Raw genomic sequence first — 15802 nt, forward strand, 5'->3', positions numbered from 1 at the left:
AGGAGAGAGCCGAGATGATCCGCCGCTTGTTGGCCGCACCGGTCCTGTGGGTCTGGCTGATATTGCCGGCGGCCGGCCTGGACGCCGCATCGATCAACAATGCAGAATTTGAATCTGCCAAACCTCCGGCAGAAAGGAAAGTCGATCCTCTCGTCATCAAGGTCCAGGTCCTGCTGGATCGCGCGCGGTTTTCTCCGGGAGAAATCGACGGCAAGCTCGGCGAAAACGCGCAGAAGGCGTTAAAGGCCTTCGCCGAGGCGAAAGGCTTGAAGCCTGCTCAAGCGCTGACGCCGGAGGTATGGAAAGCGCTTGCGGGGACGAGCTCGGACGCTGTCGTCATCGAGTACAAGATTTCCAGCGGCGACATCAAGGGACCCTTCCTGGAAAAGCTGCCCGCCAGGATGGAAGATATGCGGCACCTCAAAGCTCTCGGCTACACCAGCTCGCGCGAAGCCATCGCCGAGAAATTTCACATGAGTGAGGGGCTGCTGGAAGCTCTCAATCCCAAGAAGAAGTTCGATCAGGCAGGTGAAACCGTTTTGGTCGCCGCCGTGCCCAGAGATGACGCCAGGTTGAAGGTTGAACGGATCGAGGTGGACAAATCACGCCAGGCCGTAAAGGCCTTCGCCTCGTCCGGCGAGCTTGTCGCGTTCTTTCCAGCGACTGTCGGGAGCAAGGAAAAGCCTACCCCCAGCGGCACGCTCAAGGTCGTGTCCACCGATGCCAACCCGAATTATCGCTATAATCCCGACTACAAATTCAAGGGTGTCAAATCAAAAGAGGTGTTCACCATCAAACCCGGCCCGAATAATCCGGCGGGATCCTATTGGATCGGGTTATCGGCCGAAGGATACGGCATCCACGGCACGTCCAACCCTTCGACGGTCAGCAAGTCTGAATCCAACGGTTGCGTTCGGCTGACCAATTGGGATGCCGGCTTGTTGGGCAGGAGCATCAAAAAGGGAACGCCGGTCGTGTTCGTCGAGCAGCCGCCGGCGAGCGGAAAGAGCTAGATCGTCCGAGCGCGCTTCAAGCCGCGCCACTTCTTGTCATCTCCAACAGGATTATGACGTGCTGCGCCAGACTCTGCAGGCTGGCTGATCCCGGCCCATGACGGTTGATGCTGGAGCGGGTGGAGCAAACGGACTACGTTGGGAGAAAAGCAGGGTAGTTTAATGATCGGCCTGTTCTTCGAAGTTCAGACAAGGCCCGGGCGCCGGGACCAGTATCTCAATCTCGCCGCTTCACTGAAGCCCGAGCTTGAGGCCATGGGTGGCTGCGTTTTCATCGATCGATTCAGGAGTTTGACGCAAGAACATCTGCTGCTGTCCTACCAGATATGGCAGGACGAGGGCGCCCTGACGGCCTGGCGGGCCCATGGCCACCATCACGAGGTCCAGACGGCCGGCCGCGAGAAGGTCTTTTCGGACTACCGAATTCGCGTCGCTCAGGTCATTCACGAAGAACGGCCGGGACAACCTGTCTGGCAGCCGAAGAAACGGACACCCTACAATGATCCTTCGCGCCGTCCGCCGACCTATGTGCTGGCGGCGGAATCGCGAAGCGCCGAACTTCCAGTCGCAACCGATTGGCGCCGTGACGCGTTCACGAGCGTCTATCGCGAAGGACAGTACGCCCACCTGATCGACGTGCCGGACGAAGCGGGCGGTGCCGCATTCGGTGCGCGGCTATTTACTGATCCCACGACGGAGTATTTCCGCGTCTTCGAGGTCATGCGCGACTACGGCATGTACGAACGGGCTGAGGCGCCGCAGTATTATCCGCCGGTCAGGCGAGAGCAGGGGTAGCAGTGATTGACGTTAGATGGACCTTGGAGCCAGCGCCCTCTCAACGCGTCGTCCCGGCGAACGCCGGGACCCATAACCACAGGGTGAAGTTTTGCGAAAGGTATCTGCTACCAAGGCTTGATCGAGAGATCACGCGGTATGGGTCCCGGCGTTCGCCGGGACGACGAATCTAAGCCGAAATCGCCTTCGCCGAATCCACCTGGTTACGCAGCAGGAATTTTTGAATTTTCCCGGTCGACGTCTTCGGAATGACGCCGAACACCACGGCCTTCGGAGTCTTGAAGCCGGACATGTGGCCGCGGCAGAACGCGATGATGTCGGCTTCGGTCGCTTTCGCGCCTTCCTTCAGCTCGACGAAGGCGCAGGGCACTTCGCCCCATTTCGGATCGGGCTTGGCGACCACAGCCGCGAACAGCACGGCCGGGTGTTTGTAGAGGATGTCCTCGACCTCGACGGAAGAGATGTTCTCGCCCCCGGAAATGATGATGTCCTTGGAGCGGTCCTTGATGATGACGTAGCCGCTTTCATCGAGCACGCCGAGATCGCCGGTGTGAAACCAGCCGCCGGCAAAGGCCTCGCTCGTCGCCTTCTCGTTCTTCAGATAGCCCTTCATCACGATATTGCCGCGGAACATCACCTCGCCGATGGTCTCGCCGTCGCGCGGCACTTCGCGCATGGTTTCGGGATCGAGCACCGTGACGCCTTCCTGCAGCGGGTAGGGCACGCCCTGCCGGCGCTTGAGCTGGGCGCGTTGATCGGCCGGCAATTCATCCCAGCCCGGCTGTTCGGCGCAGACCGAAGCAGGACCATAGACCTCGGTCAGGCCGTAGACATGCGTCAGCTTGATGCCGATGCTCTCGGCGCCTTCGAGCACGGCAACGGGAGGCGCTGCGCCCGCAATCAACCCGACCACGGGCCGCGCCTTGGCGCCCTTCGGCGCGTCCGGCGCGTTGATCAGCGTGTTGTAGACGATCGGCGCGCCGCACATGTGGGTGACGCCGTGTTTGGGGATCAGTTCGAAAATCTTCAACGGGTCCACCTTGCGCAGGCAGACATTGATGCCGGCGGCGGCCGCGACCGTCCACGGAAAACACCAGCCGTTGCAATGAAACATCGGCAGCGTCCAGAGATAGACCGGATGCTGGCCGAGATTGCCCGCCAGGATGTTGCTGACGGCGTTGAGGTAGGCGCCGCGGTGATGGGTGACGACGCCTTTCGGGTTGCCCGTGGTGCCCGACGTATAGCTCAGCGCGATCGCGTCCCATTCATCGCCGGGCAGGCGAGCCACGAAACCAGCATCGCCCTGCGCCACCGCCGCTTCATATTCGAGTTCGCCGATCCGCTTGCCGCCGGCAAATGCCGCATCGTCGACGTCGATGACATAAGGTTTGGGTCCATTCATCAGCGTCAGCGCTTCCGCGATGAGGCCGGAAAATTCCGGGTCGACCATGATGATTTTGGCGCCGCCATGATCGAGCTGAAACGCAATCGAGGGCGCGTCGAGCCGGATGTTGAGCGCATTCAGCACCGCACCCGCCATCGGCACCGCGAAGTGCAATTCGTTCATCGCGGGAATATTCGGCAGCATCGCCGCAACCGTATCGCCATGGCCGATGCCGCGGCCGGCAAGGTATGAGGCAAAGCGCCGGCAGCGCTCATAGGTCTGCGACCAGGTGAAGACGCGGCCTTCGTAGACGGTGCTAACGGCATCGGGGTAAACAGCCGCGCTGCGTGCGAGGAAGCTCAGCGGCGTCAGCGGCACGTAATTCGCCGGCGTCTTGTCCAATCCGATGCTGTATTGACCTTGGTCTGGAGTTTGGGCTGCGCTCATCGGCTTTGTCCCATCAGTAAAATTGAACCTACAAGAACCCGATCGAAATCCACGGAAAGATCGCCACAATAATGAGTCCGACCATCAGCGCCAGCAGATAGCCCCAGATCGGCCTGATCCCTTCGGCGGGATCGACGCGTCCGATGGCGCAGGCGGCATAATAGCCCACTCCGAACGGCGGCGCGAATAGCCCGATACCCATCGCCAGAATAACGATCATGGCGTAGTGAACCTCGTGCACCCCGACCGCACGCGCGATCGGAAACAACAGCGGCCCGAACAGCACGATCGCCGGAATGCCCTCGAGCACGCTGCCGAGGATCACGAAGGCCACGATCGACACCGCGATGAAGGTCGCCGAACCGCCGGGCAGGCCGGTCATGGCCGCCGCCAGCGTCCGCGAGAAGCCGGACTGGGTCAGGCCCCAGGCCATCCCGGTGGCGCAGCCGATGATCAGCAGGATGGCCCCCGACAAGCACGCGGTCTCGACCAGCATCGGCATGATGCGCCGCCAGTCGAAATTGCGGTAGATCAACAGCCCGTAGATCAGGTAGCCGACGACGAAGGCATAGACGATGCCGATGGTGGACACCTCGGTCGCGGTCGCGATGCCCTCGACGACGGCGTAGCGGATCACGAAGGGCAGCGCCACGGCGGGCAGGGCGATGATGAACGCACGGACGATCTCGCCGCCGCTGGCCCTGGCGACATGTGTCAGGTCCTCGTCGCGGTAGCGCCACCACACCAGCGCCGACAGCGTGATCGCCAGCACCACACCCGGCAGCAGGCCGCCAGTGAACAGGGCCGCAATCGATACGCCGGTTACCGAGCCGATCGTGATGAGCACCAGACTCGGAGGGATGGTTTCGGTCTGGGCGCCGGTGGCCGAGAGCAGGGCGACCAGATCGCCCGGCTTGGCGCCCCGCGCCTTCATTTCCGGAAACAGCACGGGCGCCACGGCAGCCATGTCGGCGGCCTTGGAGCCCGAGATGCCCGAAACCAGATACATCGCGCCGACCAGCACGTAATGCAGCCCGCCCCGGACATGGCCCAGCAGGCTCGCCAGGAACGCCACCATGGCGCGCGCCATGCCGGTCATCTCGATCAGCAACCCCAGGAACACGAACAGCGGCACCGACAGCAGGATGAGGTGGCTCATGCCCTCGTCCATGCGGCCGACCAGCACCATCAGCGGCGTATTGGTCGTCAGCGCCAGATAGCCATAGGTCGCCAGGCCAAAGCCGAACGCAATGGGAACGCCGGCGAACACGCAGAAACCGGCTACGCCAACGAAGAAGATGATCAGGTTGAGATTGCCGAGCGGCCGCAGCGAGCCCTTCAGCAGCCAGAACACCGCAATGACCAGTGCTACCGACAGGATGGCCGCGAAAACGGTACGGACGTTGCCCGCCCGTATCAGCCGCAGGAACGCAAACAGCGCCATCAGAGCGATGCCGACCGGCAGCGCCGCCGCCCGCCAGATATTGGTGACCTGCAGCGCCGGCGTGGTGATGTAGCTTTCCTCATAGGCGTATTCAAAGGCCGGCCAGGCGATCATCAAGAGAAACGCCAGCGCGGCGCAGGTCGCGACCAGGTCGAGATAGGCGCGCAGCGCAGGCTTGGCGCTCGCGACCACGGCCGTCATCCGCATGTGCTCGGCTCGCCGGAACGCCACGGCAGCCCCCAGCATCGCCAGCCACAGGAACAGCATCGAGGCCAGTTCGTCCGACCAGATCAACGGCCGGTGCATCCCGTAGCGCGCCACCACGCCCGCGAACAGAATGACGATCTCGGCGACGACCAGGAGCGCTGCCGGGATCTCAACCAGCATTCCAAGGAAGTTTTCAATGGACGCGAGCAGAGAGCGGCGGCGAGGGGGCTCTGCCACCTCGCCGGTCACGTTCTCGGTCAGTTCGGCATGAGCCATCGCAGCGCCCTGCACCAAGGCATGATCCGGGACGATCATGCTCAACCAAAGACAGGATAGGGGTCTGAGACCCCTATCCGGCTACGACAGCTTGCCGACGGACTTCTCCAGCAGCTCCCAAGCCTGTTCGCCGTATTTGCCCTTCCATTCCGCATAGAAGCCGGCTGAGCGCAGTTTGTCGCGGAACGGGGTCACATTGGGCTGGTTGAAGACAAGGCCTTTGCCGGCCAATTCCTGCTGCAGGCCGGCATTGAGCGTGGCGACGTCTTCGCGTTCCTTCACGCCCGCCGCGTTGATGTTTTTGGCGACGACGGTCCGGACATCCTCCGGGAGTTTTTCCCACGCGCGGCGGTTGGCCAGGAACCAGAAGCCGTCCCACATGTGGTTAGTCAGCGAACAGAACTTCTGCACTTCGTAGAGCTTGGCGGTCGAGATGATCGCCAGCGGATTTTCCTGGCCCTCGACGATCTTGGTCTGCAGCGCAGAATAGACTTCGCTGAAATTGATCGAAGCGGGCGCCGCATCGAACGCCTTGAACATCGAGGTCCAGAGCGGCGAGACCGGAACGCGAATCTTGAAGCCCTTGAGGTCCTCAGGCCCGTTGATCGGCTTGGTCGAGGACGTGGTCTGTCGGAAGCCATTGTCCCAAATCTTGTCCATGACCACCAGATTGGCCTTGGTGATCTCGCCGCGGACGTGAGCGCCCAGCCCGCCATCCATGGCCTTCCAGACCGTGTCGTAATCCGGGAAAGCGAAGCCGATGCCGCTGATCGATGCCGCAGGCACCAGCGTCGCCAGGATCAGGCCTGACAGCGTGAAAAACTCGACGCCGCCGGACCTGATCTGGCTCAGCATGTCGGTGTCGGACCCGAGTTGGTTGTTCGGGAAAATCTGCAGGTCGAACCGGCCATTGGTCTCGGCCTTGATCGCCGCCGCCATCTCCTTGGCGCGGGTGTTCAACGGATGGCCGTCAGGCAGATTGTTGGCGTATTTGTAGGTGAATTCGGCGGTCTGGGCACGCGCCACCAACGGGGCGCCGATGCCACCCAAAACCGCTGACGCAGCGGATGCCTTGAGAAGCGTGCGTCGTGAAAAGCTCATCTGGTTTCTCCCTTGAGGGTTGTTGTTCTTGAGACCCAATCCGTGCGGACCGGATGCTGCGAGCGATCTCGCCGGGCGGCTTATTGCAGCGTCCGCGGGCCGCGGCAATATCGGTTTTCGGGACGCAGCCGCCAGCAGTCATGCGTTTGTTTTTGCGAGCTGTCTGGGGCCGCGTTCTGGATCGAAGAAACCGGGTCAATCTGACCTGGCTTAGAAGGACTTCACGCTAAATATCTGATCTAATTGTAGATATAAATATTCCATAATATACCTTATGCGAATTACGGATTTGGCGTCTGGCACAAGGCGGCACGGCGACGCCCGCTCGAAGCCCGTTCCTACCGCCCCCTGAACTTCGGTTTCCGCCGCTCCAGGAACGCCGCGACGCCTTCCTTGTGATCCTCGCTGAGGCTCGCCAGCGCGAACTGGTCGACGTCCATATGGCTGGTGAGATCGTCGAGCGCGTGGGTGAGCCGGTTGACGGTCAGCTTGGTCATGGCGACCGACAGTGGCGGCTGGGCGGCGACCTTGGCGGCCAGCGCCATCGCGGCGTCGAACGCCTGGCCGGGTTCGGCGACCTCCTCGACCAGCCGCCATTCGTAGGCCTCGGCTGCCGTGATGCGGTGGTCGGCCAGGATCACGGCCTGCTTGGTCCGCGCCGGTCCCATCAGGTGCAGCATGCGCGGCACGCTCTGCCAGCTCATGTTCATGCCGAGCCCGATCTCGGGCACGCGCATATGGGCGTCGCGGGCCATGACGCGGAAATCCAGCGCCACCGCCAGCGCGACGCCGCCGCCGACGCAGAAGCCCTCGATGGCGCCGATCGTGATCTGTTCCATGTCCTGCCAGGCCCGCGTCAGGCGCGGCCCGAGCTTCAGGTGGCGCCGCAGGGTGCCGAGGTCCATGGTTTTCCGCGCCCGGCCCTCGGGGTCCTTGAGATCGAAGCCGGCCGTGAACGCTTTGGAAGCGCCTGTCAGCACCACGACCGAGGTCTCGCCGTCATCCTCAAAGCTGCGGGCGGCATCGGTAAGCTGGCGCATCGCCTCCGGCGACATCGCGTTGATGCCATCGCCGCGGTCGAAGCGGACGACGGCGATACGGCCATCGGGCCCAAGGCCTCTTTCAATGGTGACAAAGTTGGTCAAGCGGCGTCTCCCTGCCCGTTATTTTTGAGAACCTTAACGCACAAAAGCACGCTCGGCCCGCGCGCTGTCTGCATGGCGGTCCCTCCTGCCCGGCGGTGCAGCCCGGCAGGGTGAGAGCTCACAAATGGCCGGTCCGTTGATGGTCGGGTTTGCTACCCGGCACCGGAAAGCGGATCGTGGTGCCTAGCGTGATCCAATTGGCGTTTTCGCCCGATATATTGTGGCCGTAGATCAGGTCGACCGAGAAGATGTCGTTGGGCCGGTAGCGAATGCCGGTCTGGAATCGCGGCCGGATCGTGCTCGGCTCGTCCGACTGGCCGGCCTGGCCGAACGCTTCGATGGTCCACTGCAACGTGTCCGAGAGCTTCCAGTCAAAGCCGGCGCCATAGACCAGGTAATGCCGGTCGGCCATGCGGTCCCACATCCAGCCGCCGTTGAGGTTGATCCGCATCGTCTCGGACAGTCTGTACGTCACCGGCACCACCGCAAACGTGGTGAGATTATCTCCGGTCAACGCGTCGAATGATCCGCCGGCATAGAACGACAGGCCGAACCTTCCCACTCCGGTCGGAATGAAGTTCCACTTGGCCTTGGGAGCGAGGCTGTTGCTCCAGTCGCCGTCGCTGCGCGACCGGACGGTCTGCATGCTCAATTCCACCGGCCTGAAAATATTCACCGCGCAGGATGGATTGGCCACGGCCGTAAAATCTGTGTTGGTCGCCCCCTGCAGCCAGCTCTCGACCTTGCAGGATCCGACCTCGGCGATGTCGGCGGCGTCGACCGCGTAGGCGCCGTTGGCGGCGCGCGCATCGCCAGCCGGAAGCCAAATCGGAAGCCAGGCCGAAATGGCCGCTGCCGCCGCGATTGCGATGCGCCCTGCCCCAATCCCCATGGCCAAATGCTAGCAGAGTCTTCGCCTCGACATAGCCCGGATTTTGCGACTATCTTGGCCGCATGACAGGCCATGACCACGATCACCACGACCATCACCACCACCACGATCACGACCATTCGGAATTGTCGGAGACCGAGCTGCGGGTGCGGGCGCTGGAATCGATCCTGACGGAAAAGGGCTATGTCGATCCGGCCTCGCTCGATCTGCTGATCGACCTGTATGAAAAGAAGATCGGCCCGCGCAACGGCATCCGCGTCGTCGCAAAAGCCTGGAGCGATCCGGCCTATCACGCGCGGCTGATGAAGGATGCGACGGCGGCAATCGCCGAGCTCGACTATAGCGGGCGGCAAGGCGAGCACATGGTGGTGGTCGAGAACACACCCGAACAGCACAACATGGTCGTCTGCACGCTCTGCTCCTGCTATCCGCATCCGGTGCTCGGGCTGCCGCCGGTGTGGTACAAATCCGCGCCCTACCGCTCCCGCGCCGTCTCCGATCCCCGCGGCGTGTTGCAGGATTTTGGCGTCGCCCTGCCCGAGACGACAAGGATCCGCGTCTGGGATTCCACCGCCGAAATCCGCTACCTCGTGCTGCCGATGCGGCCCGAAGGCACTGAAGGCTGGAGCGCCGAGCAGCTCGCCGAACTCGTCACCCGCGACAGCATGATCGGCACCGGATTGCCGAAACAACCCGGCGAGACCGCCTGATGGACGGCGCGCACGATATGGGCGGCGCCAAAGGCTTTGGCCCCGTCGTGCCCGAGCCGAACGAGCCGGTGTTTCATGGCGAATGGGAGCGCCGCGCCTTTGCGCTGACGGTCGCGATGTCACGTCCCGGCGGCTGGAACATCGACATGTCGCGCTTTGCGCGCGAGAACCGTCCGCCTGAGGACTACCTCAGCAAGAGCTATTTCCAGATCTGGCTCGCCGGTCTCGAAACGTTGATGATCGAACGCGGACTGGTGACATCAGAGGAAATCGAGGCCGGCAAGGTGCTCTCGCCGCCGAAGCCCGACGTAAAGACCCTGCCCCCGCAGGATGTCGTTCCGACGATCCGGCGTGGCGCCTCGACCGAACGCACGCCAACGTCGCCTGCCCTGTTCGCGGTCGGCGAAACGGTGCGGATGAAGGAGATTCATCCGCAGACACATACGCGGCTGCCGCAATATGTCCGCGGGCATCTCGGCACGATCGAGCTCAATCACGGGTGCCACGTGTTCGCCGATCTCAATTCGCTCGGCGTCGGCGAGAACCCGCAATGGCTCTACACGGTGCGGTTCGACGGACCTGAATTGTGGGGCAAGGACACCGACCCGACGCTCAGCATTTCGGTCGACGCCTGGGAATCCTATCTGGAGCGCGCGTGATGAATTTGACCCCGCAACAGGCGATGCGGGCGGCGGTTGCCGTCCCCGGCGTGCCGCGCGACGAGGACGGCCCGGTGTTCCGGGAGCCTTGGGAAGCCCGCGCCTTTGCGATGGCGCTGGCACTGCACGAGGCCGGGGTTTTCACCTGGAAGGAATGGGCGGAGACCCTTGGCGCAGAGATCAAGCGCGCCCAGGCCGCCGGCGATCCCGATACGGGCGAGACCTATTACCAGCACTGGCTGGCGACGCTGGAGACGCTCGTCGCCGCCAAGGGTGTCACGACGTCGGATGTCCTGCACCGCTATCGCGACGCCTGGGATCACGCCGCCGACCGCACCCCGCACGGTGCGCCGATCGAGCTGACGCCGGGTGATTTCGGCTAGGCTCATATATTCGCCCTTCGAGGCCCGTTATTTCCAACGTGTCGATCGCCCGCGATTGGCCGACGGTGCCTGAACCATCCAATCAATGGATCATTCGATCCAATAATTAATCTGTCGCGGCATCGGTCCCTGTTTACTTCGCCAATCCGGACTGCATAGTCTGTTCACGAAAATAACGCTGTCGGCCAACGATGCCGGCAGCGACAAATAAAACATCGAGGGAGGACAATCATGAAGCGAAGAGATTTTCTCGGAGCTGGCGCCGCGACGTTTGCTTTGGCTGCGACGGGCGGCATCGGCGGTCCGGGACGCGCGTTCGCCCAGACCAAGATGGTCATCAGAGCATCGGACGTTCATCCGCTCGGCTATCCGACGGTCGAGGCCGTGGTGCGCATGGGCAAGAAGCTGGAAACCGCCACCGACGGCCGCCTTACCATTCAGATGTTCCCGTCGATGCAGCTTGGTGGCGAAAAGGAGATGATCGAGCAGGCCCAGCTCGGCGCGCTGCAGATGGCCCGGATTTCCGTCGGCGCCGTCGGCCCTGTCGTGGACGACGTCAACGTCTTCAACATGCCGTTCGTCTTCCGCGATTCCAAGCATATGGAAGCGGTGATCGATGGCGAGATCGGCGACGAGCTGCTGGCGAAGATTTCGGCGAATGAGAAGACCAATCTGGTTGCACTGTGCTGGATGAATGCGGGCTCGCGCAACATCTACAACAGCAAGCGACCGATCAAGACGATGGCGGATTTGAAGGGCCTCAAGGTCCGCATGATGGGCAACCCGTTGTTCGTCGATACGATGAACGCGCTTGGCGGCAACGGCGTCGCCCTGGGCTTCGACCAGGTCTTCAGTTCGATGCAGACCGGCGTCATCGACGGCGCGGAGAACAACCCGCCCTCCTTCATCGCCCAGAACCACAATCAGGTCGCAAAATACTTCACGATGACCGAGCATCTGATCATTCCCGAACTGCTCGTCTTCTCGAAGATCTCCTGGCAGAAACTGACGCCGGCGGATCAGGCGCTGATCAAGAAACTGTCGAAGGAATGCCAGGCCGAACAGCGCGTGCTGTGGCACGAGGCGGAGAAAGTCGCGATCGACAAGATGAAGGCCGCCGGCACCGAGATGATCATGGACGTCGACAAGAAGCCGTGGCGCGATGCGGTCAAGCCGGTCTGGGACAAATACGGCGCCAAATACGCCGAGATGGTCAAGCGCATCGACGCCGTGAAGTAGGCCCAGCGGATGAATACGCAGACTGGAGTGGCCGGCGATCCCGGAGCCGGACTGTTCCGCAGTGCCATGAACGCAGTTTACTGGACCGGCGCCGTGATCGCGTGTGCGGCGCTCGTCCTGGTCTCGGCGATCATTCCCTGGGCGGTCTACACCCGCTATATCCTGAACAGCGCCTCGTCCTGGCCCGAGCCGCTGGCCGTCTTGCTGACGGTCGGCATCACCTTCATCGGCGCCGCGAATTGCTATCGCCAGCGCATCCATATGAACATGACGGTGGGCACCGATCTGCTGCCCCCTCGACTGCGCCCGGCGGCCGCCGTGATCAGCGAGCTGTTGATGGGTGCCGTGGCGGTTTTCATGCTGGTGTGGGGCATGAAGCTCGCTCTGGCGACCTGGGGCAATTCGGTCGATGAGTTTCCCTGGCTTTCCGTCGGCGTCACCTACCTGCCGATCCCGATCAGCGGCGCCATGATGCTGCTGTTCGTGATCGAACGGCTGACCATCGGGCCTCCGCCATCGAGCGGCGGCGATCCCCACGTCCCTATCGAATAGCGTTTCCCCTTCCAGCACGGACGTCCGATGGATATCGCAGTTCTCCTTCTCAGCATGGTCGTCTTCTTCGCCATCGGCATGCCGATTGCCTATGCCATGGCGTTGTCCGCGCTGGTCGGCGCGCTGTGGATCGACCTTCCGGTCGCCGCGATCATGCAGCAACTGTCCAGCGGTGTCGGCAAGGTGTCGATGCTGACCATTCCATTTTTTGTCCTGGCCGGCGCGATCATGGCCGAGGGCGGCATGGCGCGACGTTTGGTGGACTTTGCCGCCGTCATCGTCGGCTTCACCCGCATTCGCGGCGGGCTGTCGCAAGTCAACATCCTTGCAACGACGATCATGAGCGGCATCTCCGGCTCGTCCGTCGCCGATACCTCCGCGATCGGCTCGGTGATGATTCCGCAGATGGCCAAAAAGGGCTACCCGCGCGTCTTCGCGACTAATGTCACCATCAGCGCCTCGCTGCAGGCCATCGTCGTTCCGCCGAGCCACAACGCCGTGATCTATTCGCTGGCGACCGGCGGGGTCGTCTCGATCACGAGCCTGTTCCTGGCGGGAATCCTGCCCGGCTTGCTGCTGGGCTTTTCGCTGATGCTGTTGTGCTTGTTCTACGCCTATCGCGACAAGCATCCGAAGGGCGAGCCGGTGCCGATCCGGCAGGCCGCCAAAATGCTGGTCGAAGCCCTCTGGGGCATCGTGACGCTTGTGATCGTGCTCGGCGGCATCCTAACGGGCGTCTTTACGCCGATCGAGGCCGGCGCCGTGGCCTGCGTCTGGGCGTTCTTCGTCACCATGTTCATCTACCGCGACTACAAATGGTCGGAACTCCCGCAGCTCGCCTACCGGACGCTGCAGACCGTGGCGATGGTGCTGACGCTGGTCGCCACCGCATCCTGCTTCGGCTACATCGCAGCCATCATGCAAATGCCCGCAAAGATGACGGAATTCTTCGTCGCGATTTCAGCCAACAAATACGTGCTGCTGATGTGGCTCAACATCATGCTGCTGGTGCTGGGCACCGCGCTCGATCTCGCGCCGCTGTTGCTGATCTGCACGCCGATCCTGCTGCCGGTGGTCAAGAGCTTCGGCATCGATCCCGTGCATTTCGGCATCGTCATGCTGCTCAATCTCGGCATCGGCCTCTTGACGCCGCCGGTCGGCACGACGCTGTTCGTCGGTTGCGCGATCGGCAAGGTTTCGGTCGACGACATCATGCGCGAGATCTGGCCGTTCTACTACGTGATGTTCGCGGTGCTGATGATCGTGACCTACATTCCCGCGATCTCGCTGTGGTTGCCGCACTCGTTCGGATTTCACTAGCCCTTACGTGCCGGCATATTCGCGCCAGCCCTTGGCGCGCAGCGCGCAGGCCGGGCATTCGCCGCAGCCATAGCCCCAATCGTGCTGGTCGCCCCGCTCGCCGAGATAACAGGTGTGGGAATGTTCGCGGATCAGGTCGACCAGCCCTGCCCCGCCGAGGTCATGTGCGAGCTTCCAGGTCGAGGCCTTGTTCAGCCACATCAGCGGTGTGTGCAGTTCGAATTGTCTGGCCATGCCGAGATTGAGCGCGGACTGCAGCGCCTTGATGGTCTCGTCACGGCAATCCGGATAGCCGGAATAATCCGTCTCGCACATGCCGCCGATGATGTGGCGGATGCCGCGCCGGTACGCCAGCGCCGCGGCAAACGTCAAAAACACCAGATTGCGGCCGGGCACGAACGTATTGGGCAGCCCGTCCTCGCCCATCGCGATCGCGACATCGCGCGTTAGTGCGGTGTCGGAAATCTCCGCCAGCGTCGGAATCTCCAGCGTATGGCTCTCCCCGAGCCTCGCTGCCCAATCCGGCCGCAATGATTTGATGCCCGATAGCAGGCGATCCCGGCACCCAAGCTCAATTACGTGACGCTGGCCGTAGCTGAATCCCAGCATTTCGACGCGCGCGAAGCGCTGCAGGGCCCAGGCCAGGCAGGTGGTGGAATCCTGTCCGCCGGAAAACAGCACCAGCGCGGTTTCGGATTGGAACGGATCGCTCATGGAGCCCCATTACCATCCCCGGGCGCGCAGGCCAATCGGTGGAAATCAATCCGGTTTCGGCGCGTTCCGCTGGGATCGGTTCGCCGCTTGCGGCATAAAGCCAAGGTCTGTCCTTTCCCCGGCGTCGGTAAACCCATGACCCCTTCCCGCGATATTTCCCGGCTGCTCGAAATCATGGCGGCGCTGCGCACGCCGGTCACCGGTTGCCCGTGGGATCTCGAACAGAATTTTGCGACGATTGCGCCCTACACCATCGAAGAGGCCCATGAGGTCGTCGACGCCATCACCCGCGGCGATCTCGACGATCTCCGCGAGGAGCTCGGCGATCTACTGCTGCAGGTCGTCTATCATGCGCGTATGGCCGAAGAACAGAACGCCTTTGCTTTCGGCGACGTAGTCGAGGCGATCACGAAAAAGATGATCCGGCGGCACCCGCACGTCTTCGCCGACAAGGACGGCAACATCCAGCCGGCCGGCGTCAAGAGCGCCTGGGAGCGCATCAAGGCCGAGGAGAAGGCCGAACGTGCCGCGCGCCGGCCGCCGGAGCCGGCCGGACCCAAATCGTTGCTATCGAGCGTCAAGGCCGGTCAGCCCGCGCTGACGCGCGCGATGGAATTGCAGCGCAAGGCCTCGACCGTCGGCTTCGACTGGAACGATCCCCGGGCCGTGCTGCACAAGATCCGCGAGGAGGCCGACGAGATCGAGGCCGCGCTCGACAAGGGCGATGCGGAAGAACTCGCCAGCGAGACCGGCGATCTCCTGTTCGCCCTGGTCAATCTGGCGCGGCATGTCGGCGCCGATCCGGAAACCGCACTGCGCGGCACCAACGCGAAATTCGAGCGCCGCTTTGCCTATATCGAGCGCGCGTTGGCGGCCAGGGGCCGCTCGCTCGAGGGCGCGTCGCTCACCGAGATGGACGCATTGTGGAATGAGGCCAAGGGCGATGAGCAACCGGCGGAGCCGACAACGGCAGCGAAGGCTTGAACCTGCATCAGCTGGCCGATACCGTCCCCCGATATTGTCTCAATTAAGGGGCCATGCCTTTGATCGGATTGGTGAGCCAACTGCTTCCTTTCATGGCGGCCGCCAGCCTTGGCCTTCTCGCTGGTGCGTTGCTGGCCGAAGACCGGCTGCTGCTGCCTTACTGGCGCACGCTGTCTGCGGACACGTTCTACGCGCTGCACCCAAGCTATGGGCCGCGCCTGTACCGCTTCTTTGCGCCGCTGACAACGGCTGCGCCAATGGCCGCTGTGCTGGCTGCGATACAGATCGTGCTGCAATCCGAGGGGGTTGGGCCGCGCACGACCGCGGCGATCACCGCAGCCGTTCTGGCGTGGTGTCTGGTCGCGATCTATTTGGTCTATTTCAGGTCGGCGAACGATGCCTTTGCACGGCACGCGGTGTCGCCCGAGGATTTGCCGGCCGTGCTGGCGCGTTGGGCCGGCTGGCATCGGGCGCGTGTGCTGATCTGCTTGGCAGCGTTCGCCCTGTCGCTTGTGACCCTCGCGGCCTAATCGAGAA

General features: G+C 62.7%; 16 protein-coding genes. 10 read left to right on the forward strand and 6 right to left on the reverse strand.

What is annotated here, in order from left to right; genetic code table 11:
• The first annotated feature begins 14 nt into the window (after window positions 1–14).
• Together JQ629_RS01135 and JQ629_RS01140 are read left to right on the forward strand one after the other, a co-directional pair.
• The gene (locus JQ629_RS01135; protein WP_212410555.1) at window positions 15–1013 is read left to right on the forward strand and encodes a L,D-transpeptidase family protein; all 999 of its coding nucleotides are present in this window, start codon (window positions 15–17) and stop codon (window positions 1011–1013) included.
• Between the two features lie 162 nt (window positions 1014–1175).
• Window positions 1176–1808 (forward strand): antibiotic biosynthesis monooxygenase family protein, encoded by a 633-nt coding sequence (locus tag JQ629_RS01140; protein ID WP_212410557.1) that lies wholly within the window; start codon window positions 1176–1178, stop codon window positions 1806–1808.
• 169 nt (window positions 1809–1977) lie between these two features.
• On the opposite strand, the gene JQ629_RS01145 is transcribed toward JQ629_RS01140, so the two are convergent.
• The 5 genes from JQ629_RS01145 to JQ629_RS01165 form a co-directional block, all read right to left on the reverse strand.
• Window positions 1978–3639, reverse strand: coding sequence for an acyl-CoA synthetase (locus JQ629_RS01145; RefSeq protein WP_212410559.1), 1662 nt, complete (start codon window positions 3637–3639; stop codon window positions 1978–1980).
• 28 nt (window positions 3640–3667) lie between these two features.
• The gene (locus JQ629_RS01150) at window positions 3668–5566 is read right to left on the reverse strand and encodes a TRAP transporter large permease (RefSeq protein WP_212410641.1); all 1899 of its coding nucleotides are present in this window, start codon (window positions 5564–5566) and stop codon (window positions 3668–3670) included.
• 81 nt (window positions 5567–5647) lie between these two features.
• Window positions 5648–6667: a TRAP transporter substrate-binding protein gene (locus tag JQ629_RS01155; RefSeq protein ID WP_212410561.1), complete on the reverse strand. Its 1020-nt coding sequence runs from the start codon at window positions 6665–6667 to the stop codon at window positions 5648–5650.
• A gap of 338 nt (window positions 6668–7005) precedes the next feature.
• A complete protein-coding gene (locus tag JQ629_RS01160) occupies window positions 7006–7812 on the reverse strand; it encodes an enoyl-CoA hydratase/isomerase family protein (protein WP_212410563.1) in 807 nt (268 codons plus the stop codon).
• Window positions 7813–7930: 118 nt separating this feature from the next.
• Window positions 7931–8704 carry a PA4824 family protein gene (locus JQ629_RS01165; protein WP_249134740.1) on the reverse strand — a complete coding sequence of 258 codons (774 nt, stop codon included), beginning with the start codon at window positions 8702–8704 and terminating at the stop codon, window positions 7931–7933.
• A gap of 62 nt (window positions 8705–8766) precedes the next feature.
• On the opposite strand from JQ629_RS01165, the gene nthA reads away from it, so the two are divergent.
• From nthA to JQ629_RS01195, 6 genes are all read left to right on the forward strand, one after another.
• On the forward strand, window positions 8767–9414 hold the full coding sequence (gene nthA, locus JQ629_RS01170) for a nitrile hydratase subunit alpha (RefSeq protein WP_212410564.1): 648 nt from the start codon (window positions 8767–8769) through the stop codon (window positions 9412–9414).
• Window positions 9414–10073: a nitrile hydratase subunit beta gene (nthB, locus tag JQ629_RS01175; RefSeq protein WP_212410565.1), complete on the forward strand. Its 660-nt coding sequence runs from the start codon at window positions 9414–9416 to the stop codon at window positions 10071–10073. The genes nthA and nthB overlap by 1 nt, the downstream gene beginning before the upstream one ends.
• Window positions 10073–10456, forward strand: a complete 384-nt coding sequence (locus tag JQ629_RS01180) for a nitrile hydratase accessory protein (protein WP_212264650.1) — start codon at window positions 10073–10075, stop codon at window positions 10454–10456. Before nthB ends, JQ629_RS01180 begins: the two co-directional genes overlap by 1 nt.
• 231 nt (window positions 10457–10687) lie before the next feature.
• On the forward strand, window positions 10688–11695 hold the full coding sequence (locus JQ629_RS01185) for a TRAP transporter substrate-binding protein (RefSeq protein WP_212410566.1): 1008 nt from the start codon (window positions 10688–10690) through the stop codon (window positions 11693–11695).
• A gap of 9 nt (window positions 11696–11704) precedes the next feature.
• Window positions 11705–12247: a TRAP transporter small permease gene (locus JQ629_RS01190; protein ID WP_212410567.1), complete on the forward strand. Its 543-nt coding sequence runs from the start codon at window positions 11705–11707 to the stop codon at window positions 12245–12247.
• A gap of 27 nt (window positions 12248–12274) precedes the next feature.
• Complete coding sequence (locus JQ629_RS01195; protein ID WP_212410568.1) at window positions 12275–13567, forward strand: TRAP transporter large permease; 1293 nt, start codon at window positions 12275–12277, stop codon at window positions 13565–13567.
• A gap of 3 nt (window positions 13568–13570) precedes the next feature.
• Here JQ629_RS01195 and queC read toward each other — a convergent pair whose 3' ends face one another.
• The gene (gene queC / locus JQ629_RS01200) at window positions 13571–14281 is read right to left on the reverse strand and encodes a 7-cyano-7-deazaguanine synthase QueC (protein ID WP_212410569.1); all 711 of its coding nucleotides are present in this window, start codon (window positions 14279–14281) and stop codon (window positions 13571–13573) included.
• 135 nt (window positions 14282–14416) lie between these two features.
• Here queC and mazG point away from each other — a divergent pair, with 135 nt between their 5' ends.
• Both mazG and JQ629_RS01210 read left to right on the forward strand, forming a co-directional pair.
• A complete protein-coding gene (mazG, locus tag JQ629_RS01205; RefSeq protein ID WP_212410570.1) occupies window positions 14417–15265 on the forward strand; it encodes a nucleoside triphosphate pyrophosphohydrolase in 849 nt (282 codons plus the stop codon).
• Window positions 15266–15336: 71 nt separating this feature from the next.
• On the forward strand, window positions 15337–15795 hold the full coding sequence (locus JQ629_RS01210) for a hypothetical protein (RefSeq protein WP_212410571.1): 459 nt from the start codon (window positions 15337–15339) through the stop codon (window positions 15793–15795).
• Window positions 15796–15802 lie beyond the last annotated feature (7 nt).

The sequence above is a fragment of the Bradyrhizobium sp. AUGA SZCCT0222 genome (genome assembly GCF_018130205.1).
GTDB lineage: Bacteria > Pseudomonadota > Alphaproteobacteria > Rhizobiales > Xanthobacteraceae > Bradyrhizobium.

Bases quoted from the DNA above. Each gene is read 5' to 3' on its own strand.
- JQ629_RS01135 (WP_212410555.1), top strand. From the start codon at position 15: ATGATCCGCCGCTTGTTGGCCGCACCGGTCCTGTGGGTCTGGCTGATA.
- JQ629_RS01140 (WP_212410557.1), top strand. From the start codon at position 1,176: ATGATCGGCCTGTTCTTCGAAGTTCAGACAAGGCCCGGGCGCCGGGAC.
- JQ629_RS01145 (WP_212410559.1), bottom strand. From the start codon at position 3,639: ATGAGCGCAGCCCAAACTCCAGACCAAGGTCAATACAGCATCGGATTG.
- JQ629_RS01150 (WP_212410641.1), bottom strand. From the start codon at position 5,566: ATGGCTCATGCCGAACTGACCGAGAACGTGACCGGCGAGGTGGCAGAG.
- JQ629_RS01155 (WP_212410561.1), bottom strand. From the start codon at position 6,667: ATGAGCTTTTCACGACGCACGCTTCTCAAGGCATCCGCTGCGTCAGCG.
- JQ629_RS01165 (WP_249134740.1), bottom strand. From the start codon at position 8,704: ATGGGGATTGGGGCAGGGCGCATCGCAATCGCGGCGGCAGCGGCCATT.
- nthA (WP_212410564.1), top strand. From the start codon at position 8,767: ATGACAGGCCATGACCACGATCACCACGACCATCACCACCACCACGAT.
- nthB (WP_212410565.1), top strand. From the start codon at position 9,414: ATGGACGGCGCGCACGATATGGGCGGCGCCAAAGGCTTTGGCCCCGTC.
- JQ629_RS01180 (WP_212264650.1), top strand. From the start codon at position 10,073: ATGAATTTGACCCCGCAACAGGCGATGCGGGCGGCGGTTGCCGTCCCC.
- JQ629_RS01185 (WP_212410566.1), top strand. From the start codon at position 10,688: ATGAAGCGAAGAGATTTTCTCGGAGCTGGCGCCGCGACGTTTGCTTTG.
- JQ629_RS01190 (WP_212410567.1), top strand. From the start codon at position 11,705: ATGAATACGCAGACTGGAGTGGCCGGCGATCCCGGAGCCGGACTGTTC.
- JQ629_RS01195 (WP_212410568.1), top strand. From the start codon at position 12,275: ATGGATATCGCAGTTCTCCTTCTCAGCATGGTCGTCTTCTTCGCCATC.
- queC (WP_212410569.1), bottom strand. From the start codon at position 14,281: ATGAGCGATCCGTTCCAATCCGAAACCGCGCTGGTGCTGTTTTCCGGC.
- mazG (WP_212410570.1), top strand. From the start codon at position 14,417: ATGACCCCTTCCCGCGATATTTCCCGGCTGCTCGAAATCATGGCGGCG.